This is a genomic window from Mesorhizobium sp. M0189, assembly GCF_040322135.1.
Taxonomy (GTDB): Bacteria; Pseudomonadota; Alphaproteobacteria; order Rhizobiales; family Rhizobiaceae; genus Mesorhizobium.
This window is the reverse complement of the sequence record NZ_JAMYSW010000002.1, coordinates 143,392-162,038: the sequence shown is the minus strand read 5'-3', so window position 1 is coordinate 162,038 and position 18,647 is coordinate 143,392. Positions and strand designations below refer to the sequence as shown.

Genomic DNA, 18,647 nt, shown 5'->3' with positions numbered 1-18,647 from the left:
TCTAGCGCCGGCGGTCGTCCGGCCGCTCTGCAGCGCAGCGCGTCCTTTCGGGCGCGCAAAGGACGCTGTAGCATATTGATTGGGCACATGATCCTTTCCGAAAATCGAAGCCGATTTTCGGGGTCATGTGCGGAGGGCTGTTATGGCGCGCGATACTACCGATTTCCGGCCGATAGAAAGCGTCGACGAACTCGTCGAGCATCTGGCCGAAGGCAACAAGCCGCGCGACAAATGGCGGATCGGCACCGAGCACGAGAAATTCCCGTTCTATATCGACGGCAATGCGCCGGTGCCCTATGGCGGCGAGCGCGGCATCCGCGCCATCCTCGAAGGCATGCAGGACAAACTCGGCTGGGACCCGATCATGGATGCCGGCCGCATCATCGGCCTGGTCGAGCCGACCGGCCAGGGCGCGATCTCGCTGGAGCCCGGCGGCCAGTTCGAACTGTCCGGCGCCCCACTGGAGACGATCCACCAGACCTGCCGCGAAGGCAATGCGCATCTGGCGCAGGTACGCGAGATCGCCGAACCCATGGGCATTCGCTTCCTCGGCCTTGGCGGCAGCCCGAAATGGTCGCTGGCCGAGACGCCGAAAATGCCGAAATCGCGCTACGAGATCATGACCCGCTACATGCCCAAGGTCGGCACCAAGGGTCTCGACATGATGTACCGGACCTGCACCATCCAGGTGAATCTCGACTTCGAGAGCGAAGCCGATATGCGCCGCAAGATGCAGGTGTCACTGAAGCTGCAGCCACTGTCGACGGCGCTGTTTGCCAACTCGCCCTTCACCGAAAGCCGGCCGAACGGCCTGCAGAGCTGGCGCGGCGAGATCTGGCGCGACACCGACAACCAGCGCTCCGGGCTGCTCGAATTCTGCTTCTCGCCCGATTTTGGCTTTGCCGATTATGTCGAATGGGCGCTCGACGTGCCGATGTATTTCGTCATCCGCGACGGCCAGTACCACGACATGACGCACGTCACCTTCCGCCAGTTCATGGCGGGTGCTGCCGGTAACGAACTGCCGGACGGGCTGCCGACGATGGGCGACTGGGCGAACCATCTGTCGACGCTGTTCCCTGACGTGCGGCTGAAGCGCTTTCTCGAAATGCGCGGCGCCGATGGCGGGCCGTGGCGGCGCATCTGCGCGCTGCCGGCCTTCTGGGTCGGGCTGCTCTACGATGCGGCGGCGCTCGACGCGGCCGAGGCGCTGACCTCGAGCTGGAGCTATGACGAAGTGCTGGCAATGCGCAACGCAGTGCCAGAACAGGGCATTTCGGCGCCCTTCCGCAACACGACATTGCGCGAGATCGCACGCGACGTGCTCGTCATCTCGCGCATGGGACTGAAGAACCGGGGCCGCAAGAACCGCGACGGCTATGACGAGACCTCGTTTCTCAACACGCTGGACGAGGTCGTCGCGCGCGGCACGACCAGCGCCGAAGAGATGCTGTCGGCCTACCACACACGCTGGGGCGGCTCGATCGAGCCGGTGTTCATGGAATACGCGTATTAACGCTTCGCTATCCGCATGAGCCACGGTCCGGCAAATTCGCTTCAATCAATGATGGAAACGAACTAGGCTTCTCCAACGAGGATTTTCCCGGAGGAGAAAACAATGCCTTCCTTGTTCGATATTCTGGCACAGGCCCAGAACGGCAACGGCATGCAGGCGCTGGCCCAGCAGTTCGGGCTGTCGCAGCAGCAGACGCAGGCGGCGGTCGCGGCGCTGCTGCCGGCCTTTTCGCAGGGGCTGAAGCGCAACACAGCGGACCCTTATGGACTCGGCTCCTTCATGACGGCGATGGCCAGCGGCCAGCACGCCAAATATTTCGAGGATGCAAGCCGGGCCTTCTCGCCGCAGGGCCTCGATGAAGGCAACGGAATTCTGGGGCATTTGTTCGGCTCGAAGGATCTGTCACGCGCCGTCGCCAGCCAGGCCGCGCAGGCGAGCGGTGTCAGCCAGCAGGTGTTGCAGCAGATGCTGCCGGCAATTGCCTCGATGATGATGGGCGGGCTGTTCAAGCAGACCACCAACCAGTTAGGCGGGCAGATGCATGCGGCAGGGGGTGGGCCCGGCGGCGGCAATCCGCTCGGCGAGCTCATCGAGCAGATGATGCGGCAGGCGGGCGGCGGCAGCCAGGCGCCGGCCCCTCAGCCTGCAGGCCCGGCGGACAATCCGCTCGGCAAGGTCCTGCAGGATATGTTCGGCGGCGCACAGAAGCCGCAACAGACGCAGAGCCCTTACGGCGACAACCCGCTCGGCAAGCTGTTGCAGGACATGTTCGGCGGCGGGCAGCAGCCGCAAACCCAGCCGCAGCAGACACAGAACCCTTATGGCGACAATCCACTCGGCAAGGTGCTGCAGGACATGTTCGGCGGCGGCGCGCAACAGCCGCAGCAGCCGCAGAACCAGCCCCAGCAGACACAGAACCCTTATGGTGACAATCCGCTCGGCAAAGTACTGCAGGACATGTTCGGCGGTGGTGCGCAACAACCGCAGCCGCAGGCGCGTCAGGCGCCCCAGCAGCCCCAGGCGCCGCAGCCGCAGGCCAATCCGAGCGGCAGGCCGAGAAATCCGTTCGACGACCTGTTCGGCAAGATGTTCGAGACGGGTGCCCAGCAGCGCGACGACTACCAGAAAGGCATGGAGTCGATCTTCGACCAGTTCAAGCAGGGTATGGGCCGGCGGTAGACTAGACACCGGCATCCAATCATCAGTGCCGCCCAAAAAAGAAAGCCCGGTCCTGGGAGGACCGGGCAGCGCGCAGGCTGGCCGGGGGGATCCGGCAGGGAGTGGGGAGCCTGCGTAACTTGGTGGCTTCGTGCCTCAAAAAGGTTCAATGCGACCAAAATCGCGAATTTGTGCGATCAGGCCACCTTGCGGGCAATATCCTCGATCGTTTCGGCGCGCTCGACCGCGATGACGCGAAGCCTCTCGGTCGGATCGCGGCCAAAGGGCACACCGACAGCGACGTGCAGGTCGGCGCGGGTCAGACCGATGTCGGCGAGCTCGGCATCCGACATCTCGCCGAGGCGATAAAAGGCGCGACGGTTTTTCCAGGCGCGGTAAACATTGGCAGCGGCATTGGCCACGCGCGTCGCAACGGCCGGACGCGAGGTGATGCGCGAGGTCTCGGTAGCGAAATCAAACGTAGCCATGTCGGTCTCCTTCACGTTCGAACGAGCGAAACCAGTCGATCGGGCGCTGGCGACAGCGGCCGTTCCGGCTTCGATTCACATGCCTTCATGTGGACAGTCAGAATTTGCCACGGCGCGATTGATTAATCCAACGAATGTTTCTAATCTTTAGCATCAACATCAATGATGGATTAGACCGATGAAAGCGCCGCTCGATCTCGATCAGTTGCAGACCTTCATCTCGATTGTCGACACCGGCAGCTTTACCCGCGCGGCGGAAGCCGTGCATCGCACCCAGTCTGCGGTGTCGATGCAGATGCGGCGGCTCGAAGAGCGGATCGGCAAGCCGCTGTTCGAAAAAGACGGCCGCACCAACCGGCTGACCGAGGAAGGCGACAGACTGCTCTCCTACGCAAGGCGGCTGCTCTATCTCAACAAGGAAACACTGGCCGCCTTCGACGACCGCCGGCTCGAAGGCACCATCCGCATCGGCACGCCGGACGACTATGCCGATCGCTTCCTGCCCGAGATCATGGCGCGGTTTGCCCGTTCCAACCCGCATGTCGAACTGACCGTTATCTGCGAACCGACGCCGGGACTGGTCGAACACATCAAGCGCGGCAATCTCGACCTGGCGCTGGTGACGCACAATGACGCGCGCGGCCAATCGGAAGTGGTGCGGCGCGAACCGCTGCTGTGGGTTACCTCGGCCAATCATGCGACGCATGAGCAGCCGATCCTGCCGATGGCCTTCGGCCGGCCGAACTGCATCTGGCGGCGGGCCGCCGCCGATGTGCTCGACCAGCAGAACCGCGACTACCGCATCCTGTTCACCAGCTTCTCGGCCACCGTTATCGCCGCGGCGGTGCTTTCCGGCCTGGCGATCTCGGTGCTGCCGGAATGCGCGCTGCGGCCCGGCATGCGGGTGCTGGGCGAGGCCGACGGTTTCGGCGCCCTGCCCGATTGCCGCATCGGCATCATGCGCGGCCAGACCTCGCGGCCGGAGATCGTCGACGCGCTCGCCCGCCATATTTCGGAAAGCCTCGACAATATTTCCGTGCCGCTCGGCGAGGAGACCGGCACGTTCGATTTCGCCGCCCTCGCCTTCGCGAAGATGAAGCGGACCAAGCCGAACCAGATCCTGCCGGGCTGGTAGGGCTTGGTGTCTCATAGCGCCATGGGGCCCGCCACCGCGGAGCCGAAGCAAGTTCGGGCTCAATGACGACGGAAATTCAGTGCGACGAGGATCATCACCGCGGTACCGGCAGCGGCGAGATAGACGGCCATCCGCACACCCTCAGCGGTAGCGACGCGCAGCGCTTCTCCTGTCAAACCGCCGGTGCCGGCGTTTGCAACGGCAACCAGGATAGCCAGCCCCACCGCGCTACCGACCTGCTGACCCGTGGATGCAATGCCTGAGGCGATGCCTTGCTCATGCGCGGCAACGCCCTTGGCTGCGGCTGCGAACATTGTTGGAAAGGTGATGCCGCCGCCGAGGCTGAAGACAATCAGTCCGGGGACCAGGTCGGCATAAGTGCTGTCCGCCGACATGGCCATGCCCAGGCCCGCCGTACCAATCGCGCCGATCGCAAGGCTGACGACGAGTGTGTTTCGTGTACCCAGACGGGTCGCCATCCGACCGCTCAGCGCATTGCCCGACAAGACGGCCAACATCGGGACCATGAAGGCGAAACCAGTCTGCAGAACGCCGAAGCCCTGCACTGTCTGGAAGTAGAAAGACAGGAAATAGAGCAAAGAACCGAACGTGGCGGTGAACAGGAATGTGGTGACGACGCCGGTGCTGAGGTTGCGGTTGGCCAGCAGCCGCAGCGGCAGCAACGGGTCGCGGCTATGCGCCTCTATGGCCACGAAGAGCGCCAGCAACAGGATCCCAACGGCAGCGCTGACCAGAATACCCTGTGAGGCCCAGCCGTACTCTGGACCCTGGACGAGCGTGAAAACGAGCAGGGTGGTACCGACCGTCGCCGTCAATGCGCCCGGCAGATCGAACTTGCCGCCTGACTGGTACCCGCTGTCTCCTAGAATCACCGGAAAGGCCGCCACGATCGCGATGCCGGCCAAAGGCACGTTGACGAAGAACACCGCCTCCCAGCCGAATGCCTGGGTCAGCACGCCGCCAAGCAACGAGCCCAGAACCATGCCCCCGGCACCAGAGCCGGCCCATACGGACAAAGCGATATTGCGTTCGCGACCTTCGCTGAAGGTGGTGTTGACCAGCGACAGGGTGGCCGGGAAAAGAAAAGCGCCGCCCAAGCCCTGCACGGCGCGCGCGGCAATCAGGATCTGAGGCGTCGTGGCGAAACCGCCGACCAGCGAAGACACTGCGTAGAGGACAAGCCCGAAAACGAACATTCGCCGACGCCCAAGCAGGTCGGATGCCCTGCCTCCAAGCAAGAGGAAGCCGCCAAACGCAACCGCATACGCACTCACGACCCATTGCAGGGTCTGCGCCGAGAAGCCGAGGCCCAGGCCGATCTCGGGCAAAGCGACAAAAACGATATTGTAGTCGATCGAAATAATAAGCTGGGCAAAAGCCAGCAATGTCAAAACCAGACCAAACCGTGGTCGGGCCGATACGTCAGCCACGCTCGAGTGGTGGCTCATATTCAACTGGTCGGTCATGCCTATTCCTTTTTCCAAATGGAGCCCAGCACCCGCTGATCAGCGCGGCAATTGGCAAGGTAATATCTGGACGAAACAGCCAAAATGGCATATAACTGGAAGCATCGTCCTCTATTGGCAACGATGTGCGACTGTGCTGGATCTGAACGATCTTTATTATTTTGCGAAGGTGGTCGAGAAACAGAGCTTCACTGCCGCAAGCCACGCGCTTGGACGATCAAAGTCCAACATCAGCCGGCGCATCATCGAGCTCGAGAAACAGCTGGGCGTCTGTCTTATCCAGCGAACCTCCCGCAGCTTCGCCGTCACTGATATCGGCCAGGAGGTCTATCAGTTTGCTGTGGGAATGCTGGTCGAGGCGGAATCGGCCGAAGGCGCCGCGGCGCGACGACTGGCCGAGCCCAGCGGTACGGTCCGCTTCACCTGCTCGATCGGCATGGCGCAGTCGTTCCTGGCGGAATTGCTACCCCGGTTCCTTTTAAAGTTTCCCAAGGTAAACATCATCCAGCACGCGACCAACAGGTATGTGGATCTTGTCGACGAGGGGTTTGACCTTGCACTTCGCGGCCATGTCGAGCCGCTGCCCGATTCCAGCCTGATCCAGCGTCGGTTCGCGCCGACGCCCTGGCACCTTTTCGCCGCACCCATCTATCTTGCCGGCGCAGGCATACTGACAAGCCCACAGGACCTTGCCGGCCATGGCGGCCTGGCATTGAACGGGCCGACCGGCGGGGCGGTCTGGAATCTGCGCAACACCGGCGGCGAGACTGTGCTGATGCCGTTCACGGCGCGCTTGCGCAGCGACGATCTGGGAACACTGAAACAGGCTGCCATCGCGGGCCTGGGGATCGTGGCGCTGCCGGCCTATTTCTGCCAGGCCGAAACAGGCAATGGCATATTGCAACGCATCCTGCCGCAATGGACGGCGGGAGAAGCTGGGATCACTTTGCTGTCGCCTTCGGGGCGCAGCCTGTTGCCGGCAGTTCGAGCGTTCAGCGATTATCTGGCTGCCGAATTTTTTGGCCGTAGCGAGATGATGGGATCGCGTTATGACACGCGGCCGGATACAGGCGCCTTGACGGCGGCCAACAACCGTCCCCCAATCGGCCGATGAGCGACACAGCATCCGAATCACGCACCAACGCCACCGAGTATACGGTGAGCGAGATTTCCGGCGCGCTGAAGCGCACGGTCGAGGACGTCTTCGGCAATGTACGGGTGCGCGGCGAGATTTCCGGCTATCGCGGGCCGCATTCCTCCGGCCATGCCTATTTCTGCCTGAAGGACGATCGCGCGCGGCTCGACGCCGTGGTGTGGAAGACCACGATGAGCCGGCTGAAATTCCGTCCAGAGGAAGGCATGGAGGTGATCGCCACCGGCAGGCTGACCACCTATCCCGGAAAGTCCAACTACCAGATCGTCATCGACAATCTTGAGCCGGCCGGTGCCGGCGCGCTGATGGCGCTGCTGGAAGAGCGCAAGCGCCGGCTGCAGGCCGAAGGCCTGTTCGACGCCGGCCGCAAGCGCCTGCTGCCCTTCATGCCGCGCGTCATCGGCGTCGTCACCTCGCCGACAGGCGCCGTCATCCGCGACATCATCCACCGCATCAAGGACCGCTTTCCGCTGCATGTGCTCGTCTGGCCGGTGCGGGTGCAGGGCGAAATGGCGGGAGCGGAGGTGACCGCTGCTGTCAACGGCTTCAACGCACTGCCATGGGACGGCGCCATCCCGCGGCCCGACCTGTTGATCGTGGCACGCGGCGGCGGCAGCCTGGAGGATCTGTGGGGCTTCAACGACGAAGCGCTCGCCCGGGCCGTCGCCGCTTCGGCCATTCCGTTGATTTCCGCGGTCGGCCACGAGACCGACTGGACGCTGGTCGATCTGGCCGCGGATGTGCGGGCGCCGACGCCGACGGGCGCCGCCGAAATCGCCGTGCCGGTCAAGGTCGACCTCGAAGCGACGCTTGCCGGTCTCAGCGCACGGTTGAACACCGCGGTGTCGCGCAATTTCGAACGCAAGCGGCAAGCGGCGCGCGCGGCCGCCCGTGCGCTGCCCTCGCCCGACCAGTTGCTGGCGCTGCCGCGGCGGCGCTTCGACGAGGCGACGAGCCGGCTTGGCCGGGCGCTGTCGGTCAGCGTCGAGCGCAAGCGGGCCAGGCTTCTGGGGCAGCGGCTGACGCCGGCCACCTTGTCGCGGCGCATGAACGAAGCCCGCACGCTGACCCGCCGCGACCTCGCCCGTGCGCAAGCGGCGTTCCTTGCCATCGTGCGCGAGCGTCGGGCGCGGTTTTCGCGCACGGCGGCCAGACTGTCACCGGCGCCGATCGCGAGGCGGCAGAAACTGCAAGGCGATGCCCTGCTGGCCCTGACGCGGCGGCAGGACCACGCGATTTCGAGACGACTGGACCGTCTGCGTGGAAAACTGACGCAGGCCGATCGGTTGCTGGCGACGCTCTCGCACAAGGCCGTGCTGGCGCGGGGCTTCGCACTGGTCAAGGATGTGGACGGCGCGGTGGTCAAGCATGCGACGGACGTGGTGTCGGGAATGGCGCTTTCGCTGGAGTTCGCCGACGGCACCGCGGATGCAGTCGCCATCAGTGGCACGGCGCGGCCGAAGACGGTTGCCAAGCCCGCGGCCAAGCTCAAGGCGCCGGGCGGCCAAGGTTCGCTTTTCTGAGGAAGAAATGACCGACCCTCATCTTGCGACGCCCTCGGGCAAACCGCGCGCCCGCGCCTTCGCGATCCCATTCGATGGCACGCCGGGCCGCTTCAACGCCATCACCGATGTGCCTGGCGTGACGGTCGGCTATACCACGCTGATCTCAGGGGACGGGCCGCCCGTTGTCGGCAAGGGTCCAGTACGCACCGGCGTGACCGCGATCCTGCCACGGCCCAGGGGCGAACTGGCCGTACCGGCGTTCGCCGGCGTGTTCAGCGCCAATGGCAATGGCGAACTGACCGGCTCGCATCTGATAGAGGAACTCGGAGCGTTCAATCTTCCCATCACCATCACCAACACGCATTCCTGCGGCGTCAGCCGCGACGCAACGCTGCGCTGGATGCAGAAGGTGCTGCCGCAATCGCTCGACAGCGCCTGGGCACTGCCGGTAGCGGGCGAGACTTATGACGGCTTTCTAAACGACATCAACGGCCACCATGTGAGCTTCGAGCATGTATTTTCGGCGCTCGAGATGGCTGAAAGCGGGCCGATCGAAGAGGGCAGCGTCGGCGGCGGCACCGGCATGATCACCTTTGGCTTCAAGGCGGGATCGGGCACATCCTCGCGCAGCGTCGACTGGAACGGAGAGCGTTTCACGATCGGCTGCTTCGTCCAGTCGAATTTCGGTGCGCGGCGGAACCTTGTCGTGCGTGGCGTCAGGGCCGGAGCGGAACTCGCCGAACCGGCGATCCGGGACAACACGCCGCGAGCGGAAAAGAGCTCGATCATCGCGATCGTCGCCACCGATGCGCCATTCATGCCGCATCAGTTGAAAAGACTGGCGAAACGCGTGCCGCTCGGCGTCGCGCTGACCGGCGGCTATGGATACAATTCATCCGGCGATATTTTTCTCGCCGTCAGCACGGCCAATGCCGATGCGGCGCGCGGCGCCGCCGGCAAGCTGGTCAGCGCCGGCTACATACCGGATGCCGACATCAACCCGTTCTTCGACGCCGTCGTTCAGAGCGTGGAGGAAGCCATCCTCAACGCGCTGGTCGCCAATGATGACATGACCGGGCGCGACGGCAATTTCGTGCCGGCGTTGCCGAAAGCATGGCTCGAGGAGAGATTTGGCAAGGCTGCGCGGCGATAAGACCGCGCAACTGCATCAGACAGGCAATAATCGCCCGGCAGGTTTTGCCGGGGGCGATCCGTCAGCCGGCAGGCTTGTTGGAATTCTGCTCGTCCTGATCGGCCTCGGCCGCCTCTTCGAGCCTCGAAGCAATGAGCTCCTGAATGTCGCCGACCTCTTCCTGGATATCCTCCAGGGGTATGCCGGCTTCGGCAGCTTTGGCCGCACATTCCCTGGCGAGGGTCTCGGCCTGCTTCTCGATTCTGGCTGGCGAGGGCTGGCAATGGACTTTTTCGCCAATCCACCCGCGCAAGAACTCGATCGCGTGTTCACTCATACTGCTGTTTCCCTAGCGGCTATGCCGATTGGTAATCATAAACGTCGGCATCTTCGAAAAGATGCGTGCTGCCATTCGAGCCGAGTCGGCTTCGCCCGGCAAGCCGAACTTGTCCGAGGTCCACAGAGCTGAAGGGAATGGTGGGTTCAAGGAGCACGTTCTGGTTCTTGAGGACTGATTCTCTCGACGAAACTCGTTTGACCCGCGCTATTGTTTCTATTTGCTTTTTTTCGGTTTTCAAGCCGTTTTAGATCACAATAGATAACACAATAGCTAGCACATTTACCGCGCACTCGCCGGCACCACGTAAAAGGCGAGCCGTCAAAGCCGCCGCTATATAGTGACAACCATTTGCAATGTCGACTCTGCCCGCGATCCTGCTTCTTTCCGCCGCGCTTGCCGGGAGATATGTGGTGTGGCGGGCCTTGTGGTGCAAACTGCCGAGCGCCTCATGCAAGGCATGCAATAGCGTCTTGTGGAACCCTGAATTGCTTGTCTCAGGGTGGCTCTCTACCGCTGGCGATAAAGGATCATGCCGGCATGATAGAGAACGCCTTCGACGAACTCTCCGTCCGCGGTGAAGCCCGTATCGTCCCAGTATTCTATGTGGTTTCCCTGCACTTCATAGCGTCCCCGATAGGCGCTCTCGCGGTCACCGCGCGCTTCGTCATAACGGCCGTTCGGCAGGAGTTCGTGCCTGATATGGCGATCCTCGGTGACCCACATTCCGACATAGGGGTGATCTTGGCGCGTCATTGATTCCTCCGCAAGGATTGGAGTTGAAGGAAGGGTCAGGCCGGTTGGGGCTACAGCAACGGCAATACCCGTAAGCATTGCGGCCAAAGTGGATCGCATCAATGCGCCGCCTTCGTCGGACGCACGACGATCTCGTTGACGTCGACATCGTCGGGCTGTTCGATTGCGTAGCACACTGCCCTGGCGATGGCATCGGGTTGCAGGGCAATAGCACGCCAGGTTTTCATGGCGGCGGCAGCGGCTTCGTCGGAGATCGTGTTGGCCAGCTCGCTTTCCACCACGCCAGGATGAATGCAGGTTACGCGGATATCGTCACTCTCCTGGCGGAGCCCATCGGAAATCGCGCGGACAGCGTATTTCGTTGCGCAATAAACGGCAGCCGTGGGCGAGACGGCCAGTGCGCCGATGGAACCGATATTGATGATATGCCCGGAGCCGCGTGCCGTCATCTCCGGCAGGACCGCCGCGATGCCGTACAGAACACCTTTGATGTTGACGTCCACCATCAGCTCCCACTCGTCGACCTTCATGGCTGCCATGGCCGAGAGCGGCATGACGCCCGCATTGTTGACGATGACGTCGACCTGGCCCCATTCGGCCCGCGCAGCATCGGCGAATGCTGCGACATCCGCCCTTTTGGTGACGTCGAGCGCTCGTACGCGAACGATTCCACCAGCTGCCTCGATTTCGGCTGCGAGGACTTCAAGGCGGTCGGTGCGCCGTGCGCCAAGCATCAGCTTTGCACCTGCCGCGCCAAGTTCGCGGGCGATGCCAGCACCGATGCCGCTGGAGGCACCGGTGATCAGAACAACTTTGTTCATGGTCATCGAGATAATCCTTTTGGTTCAGCGGTTATTTTCACGATGTGAAGGATGGCGTGCGGGTGAGCTCCCGCAGTGCGCCAGCCTTATTTGGGGTCACTGGGCGGTGTAGCCGCCATCGACCAGAAGCAGGGACCCGGTGATGAAGCTGGACGCCGGCGAGGCAAGAAAGGCGATGGCCTCGGCAACTTCCTGCGGCTGGCCGATCCGGCCGATCGGATGCGCATCGCCGAAGCTGCGCAGCATCTCCCGGCCATTCTCCACCACGCCTTCCATGATGTCGGTTTCGATCACGCCAGGGGCAACGGCGTTGCAGCGAATGCCCATGCGCCCGTATTCGATCGCTATCACCTTGGTCAGCTGTGCGACTGCCGCCTTGGAGGATGCATAGGCCGCCTGCGTCTCGAAGGCCGCGACGGCCGAGATCGACGAGACATTGACGATCGCGCCACCACCGCCGGCGGCCATCAACTCCACCGCAGCCCGGGCGGTGACAAAACTGCCGCGCGCATTGATCTGCAGGATGCGGTCATAGTCGTCGACCGAGGTCGCCGTCAGACGTTTGTTGAGCGTGCGACCGGCATTGTTCACGACGATGTCCAGTCGTCCGAAGCGCTTCGCCGCGAGTTCGACCGAGCGTCTGGCCAGAGCCTCGTCAGCGACATCACCGACCAGGGTTGCCACATCCTCGGCTTCCAATTCACGTACAGTGTCGCTGAGATCGCTTGCCACGATCCGGGCACCCCTGGCACGCAGCAGCTCCGCCGTGCAGCGGCCGATGCCGCGTGCCGCGCCCGTCACGAGGGCGACTTTTCCATCCAGGTTCCAGGAGGAAGGCAGTGATGTCATGGGTTATCTCCTTGGTCATCCGGCATCGGCTTGATCGGGAGGATCAAGCCTTTCTTGCCATTGCGATAGAGATAGAGCCATGGCATTGTCGCGATAACCCGCCCGCTGGTAACCTCGATGGTAAGTTTAGCTAACCAATGGACATCGATCTCAATGCAATTGCCGTCTTCGTCACAGTGGCCGAGGAACGCAATTTCCGCGCTGCGGCAGACCGGCTGGGCGTGACGCGCTCGGCGGTCAGCCAGAGCGTCCTCAGGCTTGAACAGCGCCTTGGCATCGCATTGCTGCAGCGCACGACACGCAGCGTAAATCTGACCGAGGCGGGCGAGCGCCTGCTGGCGAGCGTCGCACCGGCGATCGCCGACGTGAACGCGGCAATCGAAGCCACCACGGAGTTTCTGGATCGCCCACGCGGCCGGCTGCGGATCGCGGTTTCGTCGATCGCGGAGACGTTTCTGTCAGGGCCGTTGCTGGCGTCCTTTGCAGAAAGATTTCCCGAGGTGCATCTGGATATCGTGGTCACCGACGAGGAATTCGACATCGTTGCCGAAGGTTATGATGCGGGCGTGAGGCTCGGCGAAGTGATCGAGCAGGACATGATTGCCGTGCCGGTATCGGGCGATCAGCGACAGATGGCCGTCTGCGCCCCGCGCTATCTCGAAAAGTTCGGAGCACCCGCCCATCCGCGCGAGCTTGTGGCTCATCGTTGTATCGGCTGGCGGCCGGCGCCGGGAGTTTCGCCCTATCGGTGGGAGTTTGGCGAGGACGGGCGCGAGTTCGACGTGGCGGTTGCGCCCGAGATCACCACTAACGACATGTGGCTGATGATCCGGCTGGCCGTTGCAGGCGCCGGAATCACGTTCGGCATGGCGGACACATTCCGCCCCTGGATCGACCGCGGCGAGCTTGTGCGAATCCTCGACGACTATTTTCCGCCGTTTGCGGGCTTCTATCTTTTTTTTCCCAGCCGACGGAATATCGCGCCGAAGCTGAGAGCCCTTGTGGATCACCTGCGCGGTGCGCGTCAGGCGGGATCGCAGGTGACCGCGCCAGGGTCGTAGAGATCGCTTGGCGCTATTGGTCAGAAACCTGGCTGAAAGCTGAATGGTACCGTTGGCTGGGATCGAACCAGCGACCTCCGGATCCACAATCCGGCGCTCTAACCATCTGAGCTACAACGGCACGCTTGCCCGAGCGATATCCAGACGGAACGTTCATTCTCCGGGACCCGCTCTGTCGTTCGGCGATGCGTCCATACGGGCTATCGGAGTTTAATTCAAGGCTTTTGGCAAAGCAAAAGATCGCTCCGGCATAGCGTCATTTTTCGCCGGACAAAGAAAAGGCCGGCGGGAGGAGGTGCCGGCCTTTTCCTGTTACGAGCCAGCGGGAGGAGGTGCTGGCTGGTTATCCCGGTGAGCAGAGGGAGGAGATTCCACCCGCCGGGTATTCGCTTAAACCACTATATCGCACATCTATTTGTCTGACGAAATGCGACCTTTTGATGCATCGTCAAACTGTGTGCAAATATTAGGCGATCTTAATTTCTTTCACGGCCTTCTCGAAGGCGGTCTTGATCGGCTTAGATACGTCCTCGGCCGCCTTGGCAGCAACCGCCTGGAAGTCCTTGGCCTGCTCAACGGTCATTTCGACGCTCTTGCGCAGGAACGCAGTCTGCAGCTCGACGACTTCCGACAGCGACTTGGCGCCAATCAGGGCTTCGAAATGCGAGAAGCCGGCCTCGGCATTGGCGCGCAGGGCGGCGATGGTCTTGAGCGACAGGTCGCTGGAAACGGTCTTGGCGGTCTCGTAGGTCGACTCCAGAGCCTTCTGGGTCTCCTCGGCGCCGGTCTTCAGCTTGGCATAGGCCTCTTTCGACTGCTCGACGCCCTTTTCGGCGAAGGCGCGGATCTGATCGGTGGCCTTGGAAGCGTCGAAGCTTGGGAATTCAACGTTTTCCATCGTGTCGGCGGTCTTGGTCCTGGACATTTTCCATCCTTTTCAGCGGCAGCGGCTTTGACAGAAAGCCGTCTCGTTCATCTATCGTGGCAATATAAAGGCAAATTTTGTGCATTGCAACATGTTTGTTGCATCGCACCATTGATTATTTGTTTCGCGACGTTAACCACGCGCCTAGAGATTCCGCTGGTTGCACGCTTTGACTTGTGGACCTTCGCGCCGTCGGCTTTTATTAACAAAGCGTTAACCGCAAATTGCCCGCTCTGTGAGGGTCGCCAAGCGCATGCCGGCTGAAAACTACTCCTTCCTCGATGTTGCCGTGCTCGACGCGGTCCGCCTGCGGTTCGCCGCCGGCGACGCGATCGCCATTCTGTCGGCAGATCTCGAGCAGGTGATATGGGCCAACGGCCCCGGCGCAGCGGTATTCGGCTATCCGGATATCGGAGCCATCATCGGCGCTTCGGCAGGATTGCCGCTGATCGCCAGGCGCCAGATCATGGCAACCAGCGGTTTTCCGCGGATCGGCCGCGACCGTGCCATCACGGTCCGCCTGGCTACCGGGCTGACCAGCCGCGCGGTTGGTTTCCTGGCCAGCGCGGTGACCATGCCCGATGGCGAGGAAGCAATCATGCTGGCGTTGCCGGCGGCGCAGACCGGCTCGCGCAGCGCGGCCGAGATCGCCGATCGCGCCATCAGCGGCTTTACCGAAGACGGCCACTACATCGCCTTTGTCGATGCCAAGGGCAATATCGACGCCGCGTCGGACGGCTTTTCGTCGCTCGGCATCCGGCCTGAGACGCTGGCCGCGCTTGTCGCCGACGTGGCGAACGACAGCGACCGCATCGTCAAGCGCCTGGTTCCGGGCGGATCCAGCTCCTATCCGGCAGGCCTTGCCCGTCTGACAGACGAGCGGCACCTGCTGGTGGTGATCGACGAGGACCGGCTTGACGGCGGGGCCCCTGTTGGCGAGCGCGCCGTCGCGGGACCCGGCAGCGAGGCAGCAGCGGCGCCGAGCGGTCTTCCCCAACCAACGGACCAGGACAACGAGCAGCCAATCGCCGAGCCGCCAATCACCACCACCGGCGCGGCGGAGATCGACCTTGCGGCGATCGAAGGCAGCTCCGCATCGGCGGAGCACGAGCCTGCCGACACAGCCAAGCAGGTTTCGGGGGCCGACAATCAGCACACGGCTGGCGAAACGCCGACGCAGCATGACCATTGGTACTTCAATGCGGGCGACGACACGCAGGTCCCGCCCGGGGCAGGTGTGTTCGGCGAAGCCGAGACACCAGCCAGCCCCGCCGCTTCGCCGGCCGGTCTGGACGCCCCGCAGGAAAGCGCCACACAAGCGATCAAAGCCGCTTCCCGGGCCCAAGGCCGCGGCCCCGCGATTGATCGTACGGCCGCGCCCATGCGTTTCGTCTGGCGTACCGACGCAGAGGGCCGGTTCAGTGCCCTGTCGCCGGAATTTGCCGAACTCGTCGGCAAGCCCGCAGCCGACGTGATCGGCCGCCGCTTCGAGGACGTTTCAGCCGCCTACGGCCTCGATCCTTCAGGCGAGATCGCCGGCCTGCTCGAACGGCGCGACACCTGGTCCGGCCGCTCCGTGCTGTGGCCGGTCGCCGGCACCGATCTGAAGATACCCGTCGATCTGGCGGCGCTCCCGGTTTACAGCCGCAGCCGCGTTTTCGAAGGTTTTCGCGGTTTCGGCGTCGCCCGCAGCAGCGATGCGGTGATCGATCCCGACGCGGCCGGCATGGCCCTTGTCGCCGAGGAGAAGCCTGCCGCGGTCGGGCCCGAAGCCGTTGAACCTGCCCCCGAGACACCGAAAGCCGCCGATCCGTTCCGGGGCGAAGTGCCGGCGTTGACCATCGTGCCAAAGCCCGAGCGGCGCTTTGCCGACAAGGTGATCCGGCTGGCCGAGCACCGGCAGCCGGCCAACGACAAGGGCCTGTCTACGCTGGAACGCAGCGCGTTTCGCGAGATTGGCGAGCGTCTCAAGAAGGACAGCACCCCGGCCGAAAAGCCGGTAGACGAACAGCGCAGCGCCGAGAAGCCAAAGCCGGCTGCGGAGACCGCGACCAAAGTTGAGGCAGCCGGCAAGGCCGACGAACCAAAGCTGAAAAAAGCCGGTCCGACGGACAAGGGTGAAATGCCGGCGCCAAGTCCGGAAAGCGAGGCGGCCGAACCGCCCGAGGCCGATGCCGAGGACCAGAAGGACCTCGCCCGGCTCGACGGCGAGCAACCCGACGAGACGGCAGCAGAGGCGCAAGCCGGCGAACCCATCACACGCCCTGTTTCCGGATCGCTGCTCGACTATGCCGACCGCGAACCCAGCGATGAAGCGCAGGAAGGCGTTGAGCCCAGCACGAACCGTCGAACGATCGTCGCCGAAGCGCCGCAGGATGGCGACGACGACGACAGCATGACGGCGGAAGACTTCCGCGACGCCGAGGACAGCGAAGATTGGTCCGATGACAACGAAGCCGCAGCCGGCGATGCCGGCTCGGCGCCGCCCGTCGGGCGGCCGCTGGCACCACCGCTCAAACTCGACGGCTTCGTGCCGTCGGCGTTTGCCGGAGAGGACAACAAGGGGCCGGATACCTCGATCCTCGGCAAGCTGCCAGTGCCGGTGCTTATCCATTCCGGCGACCAGCTGCACTACGCGAACGACGAATTCCTCGGCCTGACCGGCTATGCGACGCTCAATGCCTTGGACGAGGCCGGCGGGCTCGGCGCGCTGTTTGCCGACCCTTATGCCGACGACGGCAGTTCCGACGGCAGCGACCGCGCTCTACGGCTGAAGACGCGCGACGGTCAGGAGTTTCCGATCGACGCGATTTTACGCTCCGTCCCCTGGGGAAACGGCAAGGCGCTGATGCTGGTCGTACGCCGTTCCGGCGACGAAGCAGTAGCCATTCCACATGGCGCCGCCGACGACCAAACGCAGCCGGATGTTTCCGAGCTCAAGGCACGCATTGCCGAAATGCGCACCATCATCGACACCGCCACCGACGGCGTCGTGCTGATCGGCCGTAACGGAACGATCCGTTCAATTAGCCGTCCGGCGGAAGCGCTGTTCGGCTTCGACAGCGACGAGGTGACCGGCAAACCGTTCGTCTCGCTGTTTGCGATCGAAAGCCAGCGCGCGGCGCGTGACTATCTCGAGGGGTTGTCGGAGCCCGGCGTTGCGAGTGTGATGAACGATGGCCGCGAGGTGATCGGACGCGAGGCACAGGGGCGCTTCATTCCGCTGTTCATGACCATCGGCAGGCTGCCCAACGACAGCGGCTTCTGCGCGGTGGTGCGCGACATTACCCAGTGGAAGCGCGCCGAAGAGGACCTGACCCAGGCGCGCGCGGTCGCCGAACGCGCCTCGTCGCAGAAGACCGATTTTCTGGCCCGCATCAGCCACGAGATCCGCACGCCGCTCAACGCCATCATCGGCTTTTCCGAGCTGATGGTGGACGAGAAATTCGGGCCGGTGGCCAATGACCGCTATCGCGACTATCTGCGCGACATCAACCGTTCGGGCAACCACGTGCTCGATCTGGTCAACGACCTGCTCGACATTTCGAAAATCGAGGCCGGTCAGCAGGAGATGGCTTATGAGGCGGTGTCGCTCAACGACACGCTGGCCGAGACCGTGGCGATGATGCAGCCGCAAGCCAACCGGGAACGCGTCATCATCCGCTCCAGCTTCGCCTCGCGACTGCCGGAAGTGGTGGCCGATCTGCGCAGCGTGCGGCAGATCGCGCTCAACATCTTGTCGAACGCCGTCCGCTACACGCAGGCCGGCGGCCAGGTGATCGTGTCGACGGCCTATGAGCTCTCCGGCGACGTCGTCATGCGCGTGCGCGATACCGGCATCGGCATGAGCCAGTCCGAGATCGAGCAGGCGCTGAAGCCGTTCAAGCAGATCAACGCGCTGAAGCGCGGCCGCGGCGACGGCACCGGTCTCGGGCTGCCGCTGACGAAGGCGATGGTCGAAGCGAACCGTGCCCGGTTCACCATCAACTCGACGCCCGGCGAGGGAACCCTGGTCGAAGTCGCCTTCCCCTCGACCCGCGTGCTGGCCGGTTAGGTCTATGGCTGCGCAAAGAAAAAAGGCGTCCAATGGGACGCCTTGAATGATAGAATTGCTGTCACAACGGGGGCTTGAGCGAATCAGATCCTCTGGGGGCTAAGAGGAACGGGATTTCTCCCTCAAGTTACGCACGACTATCGATGCCGGGCCTTAACAAATCCTTACCGGCACGCCGGAAAATTTACCAATGTGTACCACTCATGAAATCTAGGTAAATTCCGCGGAGACATTTCGTTAACCATGACCCCGGTTCCCAGCCCGGGCTCC

15 protein-coding genes and 1 tRNA gene are annotated in these 18,647 nt (G+C 63.1%); 8 read left to right on the top strand and 8 right to left on the bottom strand.

Features of this window, described 5'->3' with window-relative positions:
• Window positions 1-142 precede the first annotated feature (142 nt).
• Together NKJ09_RS03635 and NKJ09_RS03630 are read left to right on the top strand one after the other, a co-directional pair.
• Window positions 143-1,516, top strand: coding sequence for a glutamate--cysteine ligase (locus NKJ09_RS03635; protein ID WP_352493847.1), 1,374 nt, complete (start codon window positions 143-145; stop codon window positions 1,514-1,516).
• Window positions 1,517-1,618: 102 nt separating this feature from the next.
• Window positions 1,619-2,695: a DUF937 domain-containing protein gene (locus NKJ09_RS03630; RefSeq protein ID WP_352762321.1), complete on the top strand. Its 1,077-nt coding sequence runs from the start codon at window positions 1,619-1,621 to the stop codon at window positions 2,693-2,695.
• A gap of 176 nt (window positions 2,696-2,871) precedes the next feature.
• Here NKJ09_RS03630 and NKJ09_RS03625 read toward each other — a convergent pair whose 3' ends face one another.
• The gene (locus tag NKJ09_RS03625) at window positions 2,872-3,162 is read right to left on the bottom strand and encodes a DUF1127 domain-containing protein (RefSeq protein WP_023716459.1); all 291 of its coding nucleotides are present in this window, start codon (window positions 3,160-3,162) and stop codon (window positions 2,872-2,874) included.
• Between the two features lie 178 nt (window positions 3,163-3,340).
• Between NKJ09_RS03625 and NKJ09_RS03620 the strand changes: the two genes are divergently transcribed.
• Window positions 3,341-4,297, top strand: a complete 957-nt coding sequence (locus tag NKJ09_RS03620; RefSeq protein ID WP_023716458.1) for a LysR substrate-binding domain-containing protein — start codon at window positions 3,341-3,343, stop codon at window positions 4,295-4,297.
• 59 nt (window positions 4,298-4,356) lie between these two features.
• Here the strand turns inward: NKJ09_RS03620 and NKJ09_RS03615 are convergent, their stop codons facing one another.
• Window positions 4,357-5,784, bottom strand: coding sequence for an MFS transporter (locus tag NKJ09_RS03615; protein ID WP_352482367.1), 1,428 nt, complete (start codon window positions 5,782-5,784; stop codon window positions 4,357-4,359).
• Window positions 5,785-5,917: 133 nt separating this feature from the next.
• Here NKJ09_RS03615 and NKJ09_RS03610 point away from each other — a divergent pair, with 133 nt between their 5' ends.
• Genes NKJ09_RS03610 through NKJ09_RS03600 form a run of 3 tightly spaced genes read left to right on the top strand, consistent with a single transcriptional unit; the run spans window position 5,918 to window position 9,595 of the window.
• Entirely contained in the window at window positions 5,918-6,898 is a 981-nt protein-coding gene (locus tag NKJ09_RS03610; RefSeq protein WP_352493845.1) for a LysR substrate-binding domain-containing protein, read from the top strand.
• The gene (gene xseA / locus NKJ09_RS03605) at window positions 6,895-8,460 is read left to right on the top strand and encodes an exodeoxyribonuclease VII large subunit (protein WP_352482369.1); all 1,566 of its coding nucleotides are present in this window, start codon (window positions 6,895-6,897) and stop codon (window positions 8,458-8,460) included. Before NKJ09_RS03610 ends, xseA begins: the two co-directional genes overlap by 4 nt.
• A gap of 7 nt (window positions 8,461-8,467) precedes the next feature.
• Window positions 8,468-9,595, top strand: a complete 1,128-nt coding sequence (locus NKJ09_RS03600) for a DmpA family aminopeptidase (RefSeq protein ID WP_352482370.1) — start codon at window positions 8,468-8,470, stop codon at window positions 9,593-9,595.
• A 61-nt stretch (window positions 9,596-9,656) separates the two neighbouring features.
• Here NKJ09_RS03600 and NKJ09_RS03595 read toward each other — a convergent pair whose 3' ends face one another.
• The 4 genes from NKJ09_RS03595 to NKJ09_RS03580 all read right to left on the bottom strand — a co-directional run bounded on the left by NKJ09_RS03595 (window position 9,657) and on the right by NKJ09_RS03580 (window position 12,337).
• The gene (locus NKJ09_RS03595) at window positions 9,657-9,911 is read right to left on the bottom strand and encodes a DUF768 domain-containing protein (RefSeq protein WP_023719384.1); all 255 of its coding nucleotides are present in this window, start codon (window positions 9,909-9,911) and stop codon (window positions 9,657-9,659) included.
• A gap of 510 nt (window positions 9,912-10,421) precedes the next feature.
• On the bottom strand, window positions 10,422-10,766 hold the full coding sequence (locus NKJ09_RS03590) for an Atu4866 domain-containing protein (protein WP_502895967.1): 345 nt from the start codon (window positions 10,764-10,766) through the stop codon (window positions 10,422-10,424).
• Window positions 10,766-11,494 carry an SDR family oxidoreductase gene (locus tag NKJ09_RS03585; RefSeq protein ID WP_352762317.1) on the bottom strand — a complete coding sequence of 243 codons (729 nt, stop codon included), beginning with the start codon at window positions 11,492-11,494 and terminating at the stop codon, window positions 10,766-10,768. The genes NKJ09_RS03590 and NKJ09_RS03585 overlap by 1 nt, the downstream gene beginning before the upstream one ends.
• A gap of 90 nt (window positions 11,495-11,584) precedes the next feature.
• On the bottom strand, window positions 11,585-12,337 hold the full coding sequence (locus NKJ09_RS03580; protein ID WP_352493843.1) for an SDR family NAD(P)-dependent oxidoreductase: 753 nt from the start codon (window positions 12,335-12,337) through the stop codon (window positions 11,585-11,587).
• A gap of 137 nt (window positions 12,338-12,474) precedes the next feature.
• On the opposite strand from NKJ09_RS03580, the gene NKJ09_RS03575 reads away from it, so the two are divergent.
• Window positions 12,475-13,398: a LysR family transcriptional regulator gene (locus tag NKJ09_RS03575; RefSeq protein ID WP_352493842.1), complete on the top strand. Its 924-nt coding sequence runs from the start codon at window positions 12,475-12,477 to the stop codon at window positions 13,396-13,398.
• A 44-nt stretch (window positions 13,399-13,442) separates the two neighbouring features.
• On the opposite strand, the gene NKJ09_RS03570 is transcribed toward NKJ09_RS03575, so the two are convergent.
• Window positions 13,443-13,519 (bottom strand) — tRNA-His (locus NKJ09_RS03570).
• A 345-nt stretch (window positions 13,520-13,864) separates the two neighbouring features.
• Window positions 13,865-14,323, bottom strand: coding sequence for a phasin (locus tag NKJ09_RS03565; protein ID WP_352493841.1), 459 nt, complete (start codon window positions 14,321-14,323; stop codon window positions 13,865-13,867).
• A gap of 253 nt (window positions 14,324-14,576) precedes the next feature.
• Here NKJ09_RS03565 and NKJ09_RS03560 point away from each other — a divergent pair, with 253 nt between their 5' ends.
• A complete protein-coding gene (locus NKJ09_RS03560) occupies window positions 14,577-18,377 on the top strand; it encodes a PAS domain S-box protein (RefSeq protein ID WP_352493840.1) in 3,801 nt (1,266 codons plus the stop codon).
• The last annotated feature ends 270 nt before the right edge of the window (window positions 18,378-18,647 follow it).

Coding starts and splice junctions, on each gene's coding strand:
- NKJ09_RS03635 (WP_352493847.1), top strand. CDS start 143: ATGGCGCGCGATACTACCGATTTCCGGCCGATAGAAAGCGTCGACGAA.
- NKJ09_RS03630 (WP_352762321.1), top strand. CDS start 1,619: ATGCCTTCCTTGTTCGATATTCTGGCACAGGCCCAGAACGGCAACGGC.
- NKJ09_RS03625 (WP_023716459.1), bottom strand. CDS start 3,162: ATGGCTACGTTTGATTTCGCTACCGAGACCTCGCGCATCACCTCGCGT.
- NKJ09_RS03620 (WP_023716458.1), top strand. CDS start 3,341: ATGAAAGCGCCGCTCGATCTCGATCAGTTGCAGACCTTCATCTCGATT.
- NKJ09_RS03615 (WP_352482367.1), bottom strand. CDS start 5,784: ATGACCGACCAGTTGAATATGAGCCACCACTCGAGCGTGGCTGACGTA.
- xseA (WP_352482369.1), top strand. CDS start 6,895: ATGAGCGACACAGCATCCGAATCACGCACCAACGCCACCGAGTATACG.
- NKJ09_RS03600 (WP_352482370.1), top strand. CDS start 8,468: ATGACCGACCCTCATCTTGCGACGCCCTCGGGCAAACCGCGCGCCCGC.
- NKJ09_RS03595 (WP_023719384.1), bottom strand. CDS start 9,911: ATGAGTGAACACGCGATCGAGTTCTTGCGCGGGTGGATTGGCGAAAAA.
- NKJ09_RS03590 (WP_502895967.1), bottom strand. CDS start 10,766: ATGCGATCCACTTTGGCCGCAATGCTTACGGGTATTGCCGTTGCTGTA.
- NKJ09_RS03585 (WP_352762317.1), bottom strand. CDS start 11,494: ATGACCATGAACAAAGTTGTTCTGATCACCGGTGCCTCCAGCGGCATC.
- NKJ09_RS03580 (WP_352493843.1), bottom strand. CDS start 12,337: ATGACATCACTGCCTTCCTCCTGGAACCTGGATGGAAAAGTCGCCCTC.
- NKJ09_RS03575 (WP_352493842.1), top strand. CDS start 12,475: ATGGACATCGATCTCAATGCAATTGCCGTCTTCGTCACAGTGGCCGAG.
- NKJ09_RS03565 (WP_352493841.1), bottom strand. CDS start 14,323: ATGTCCAGGACCAAGACCGCCGACACGATGGAAAACGTTGAATTCCCA.
- NKJ09_RS03560 (WP_352493840.1), top strand. CDS start 14,577: ATGCCGGCTGAAAACTACTCCTTCCTCGATGTTGCCGTGCTCGACGCG.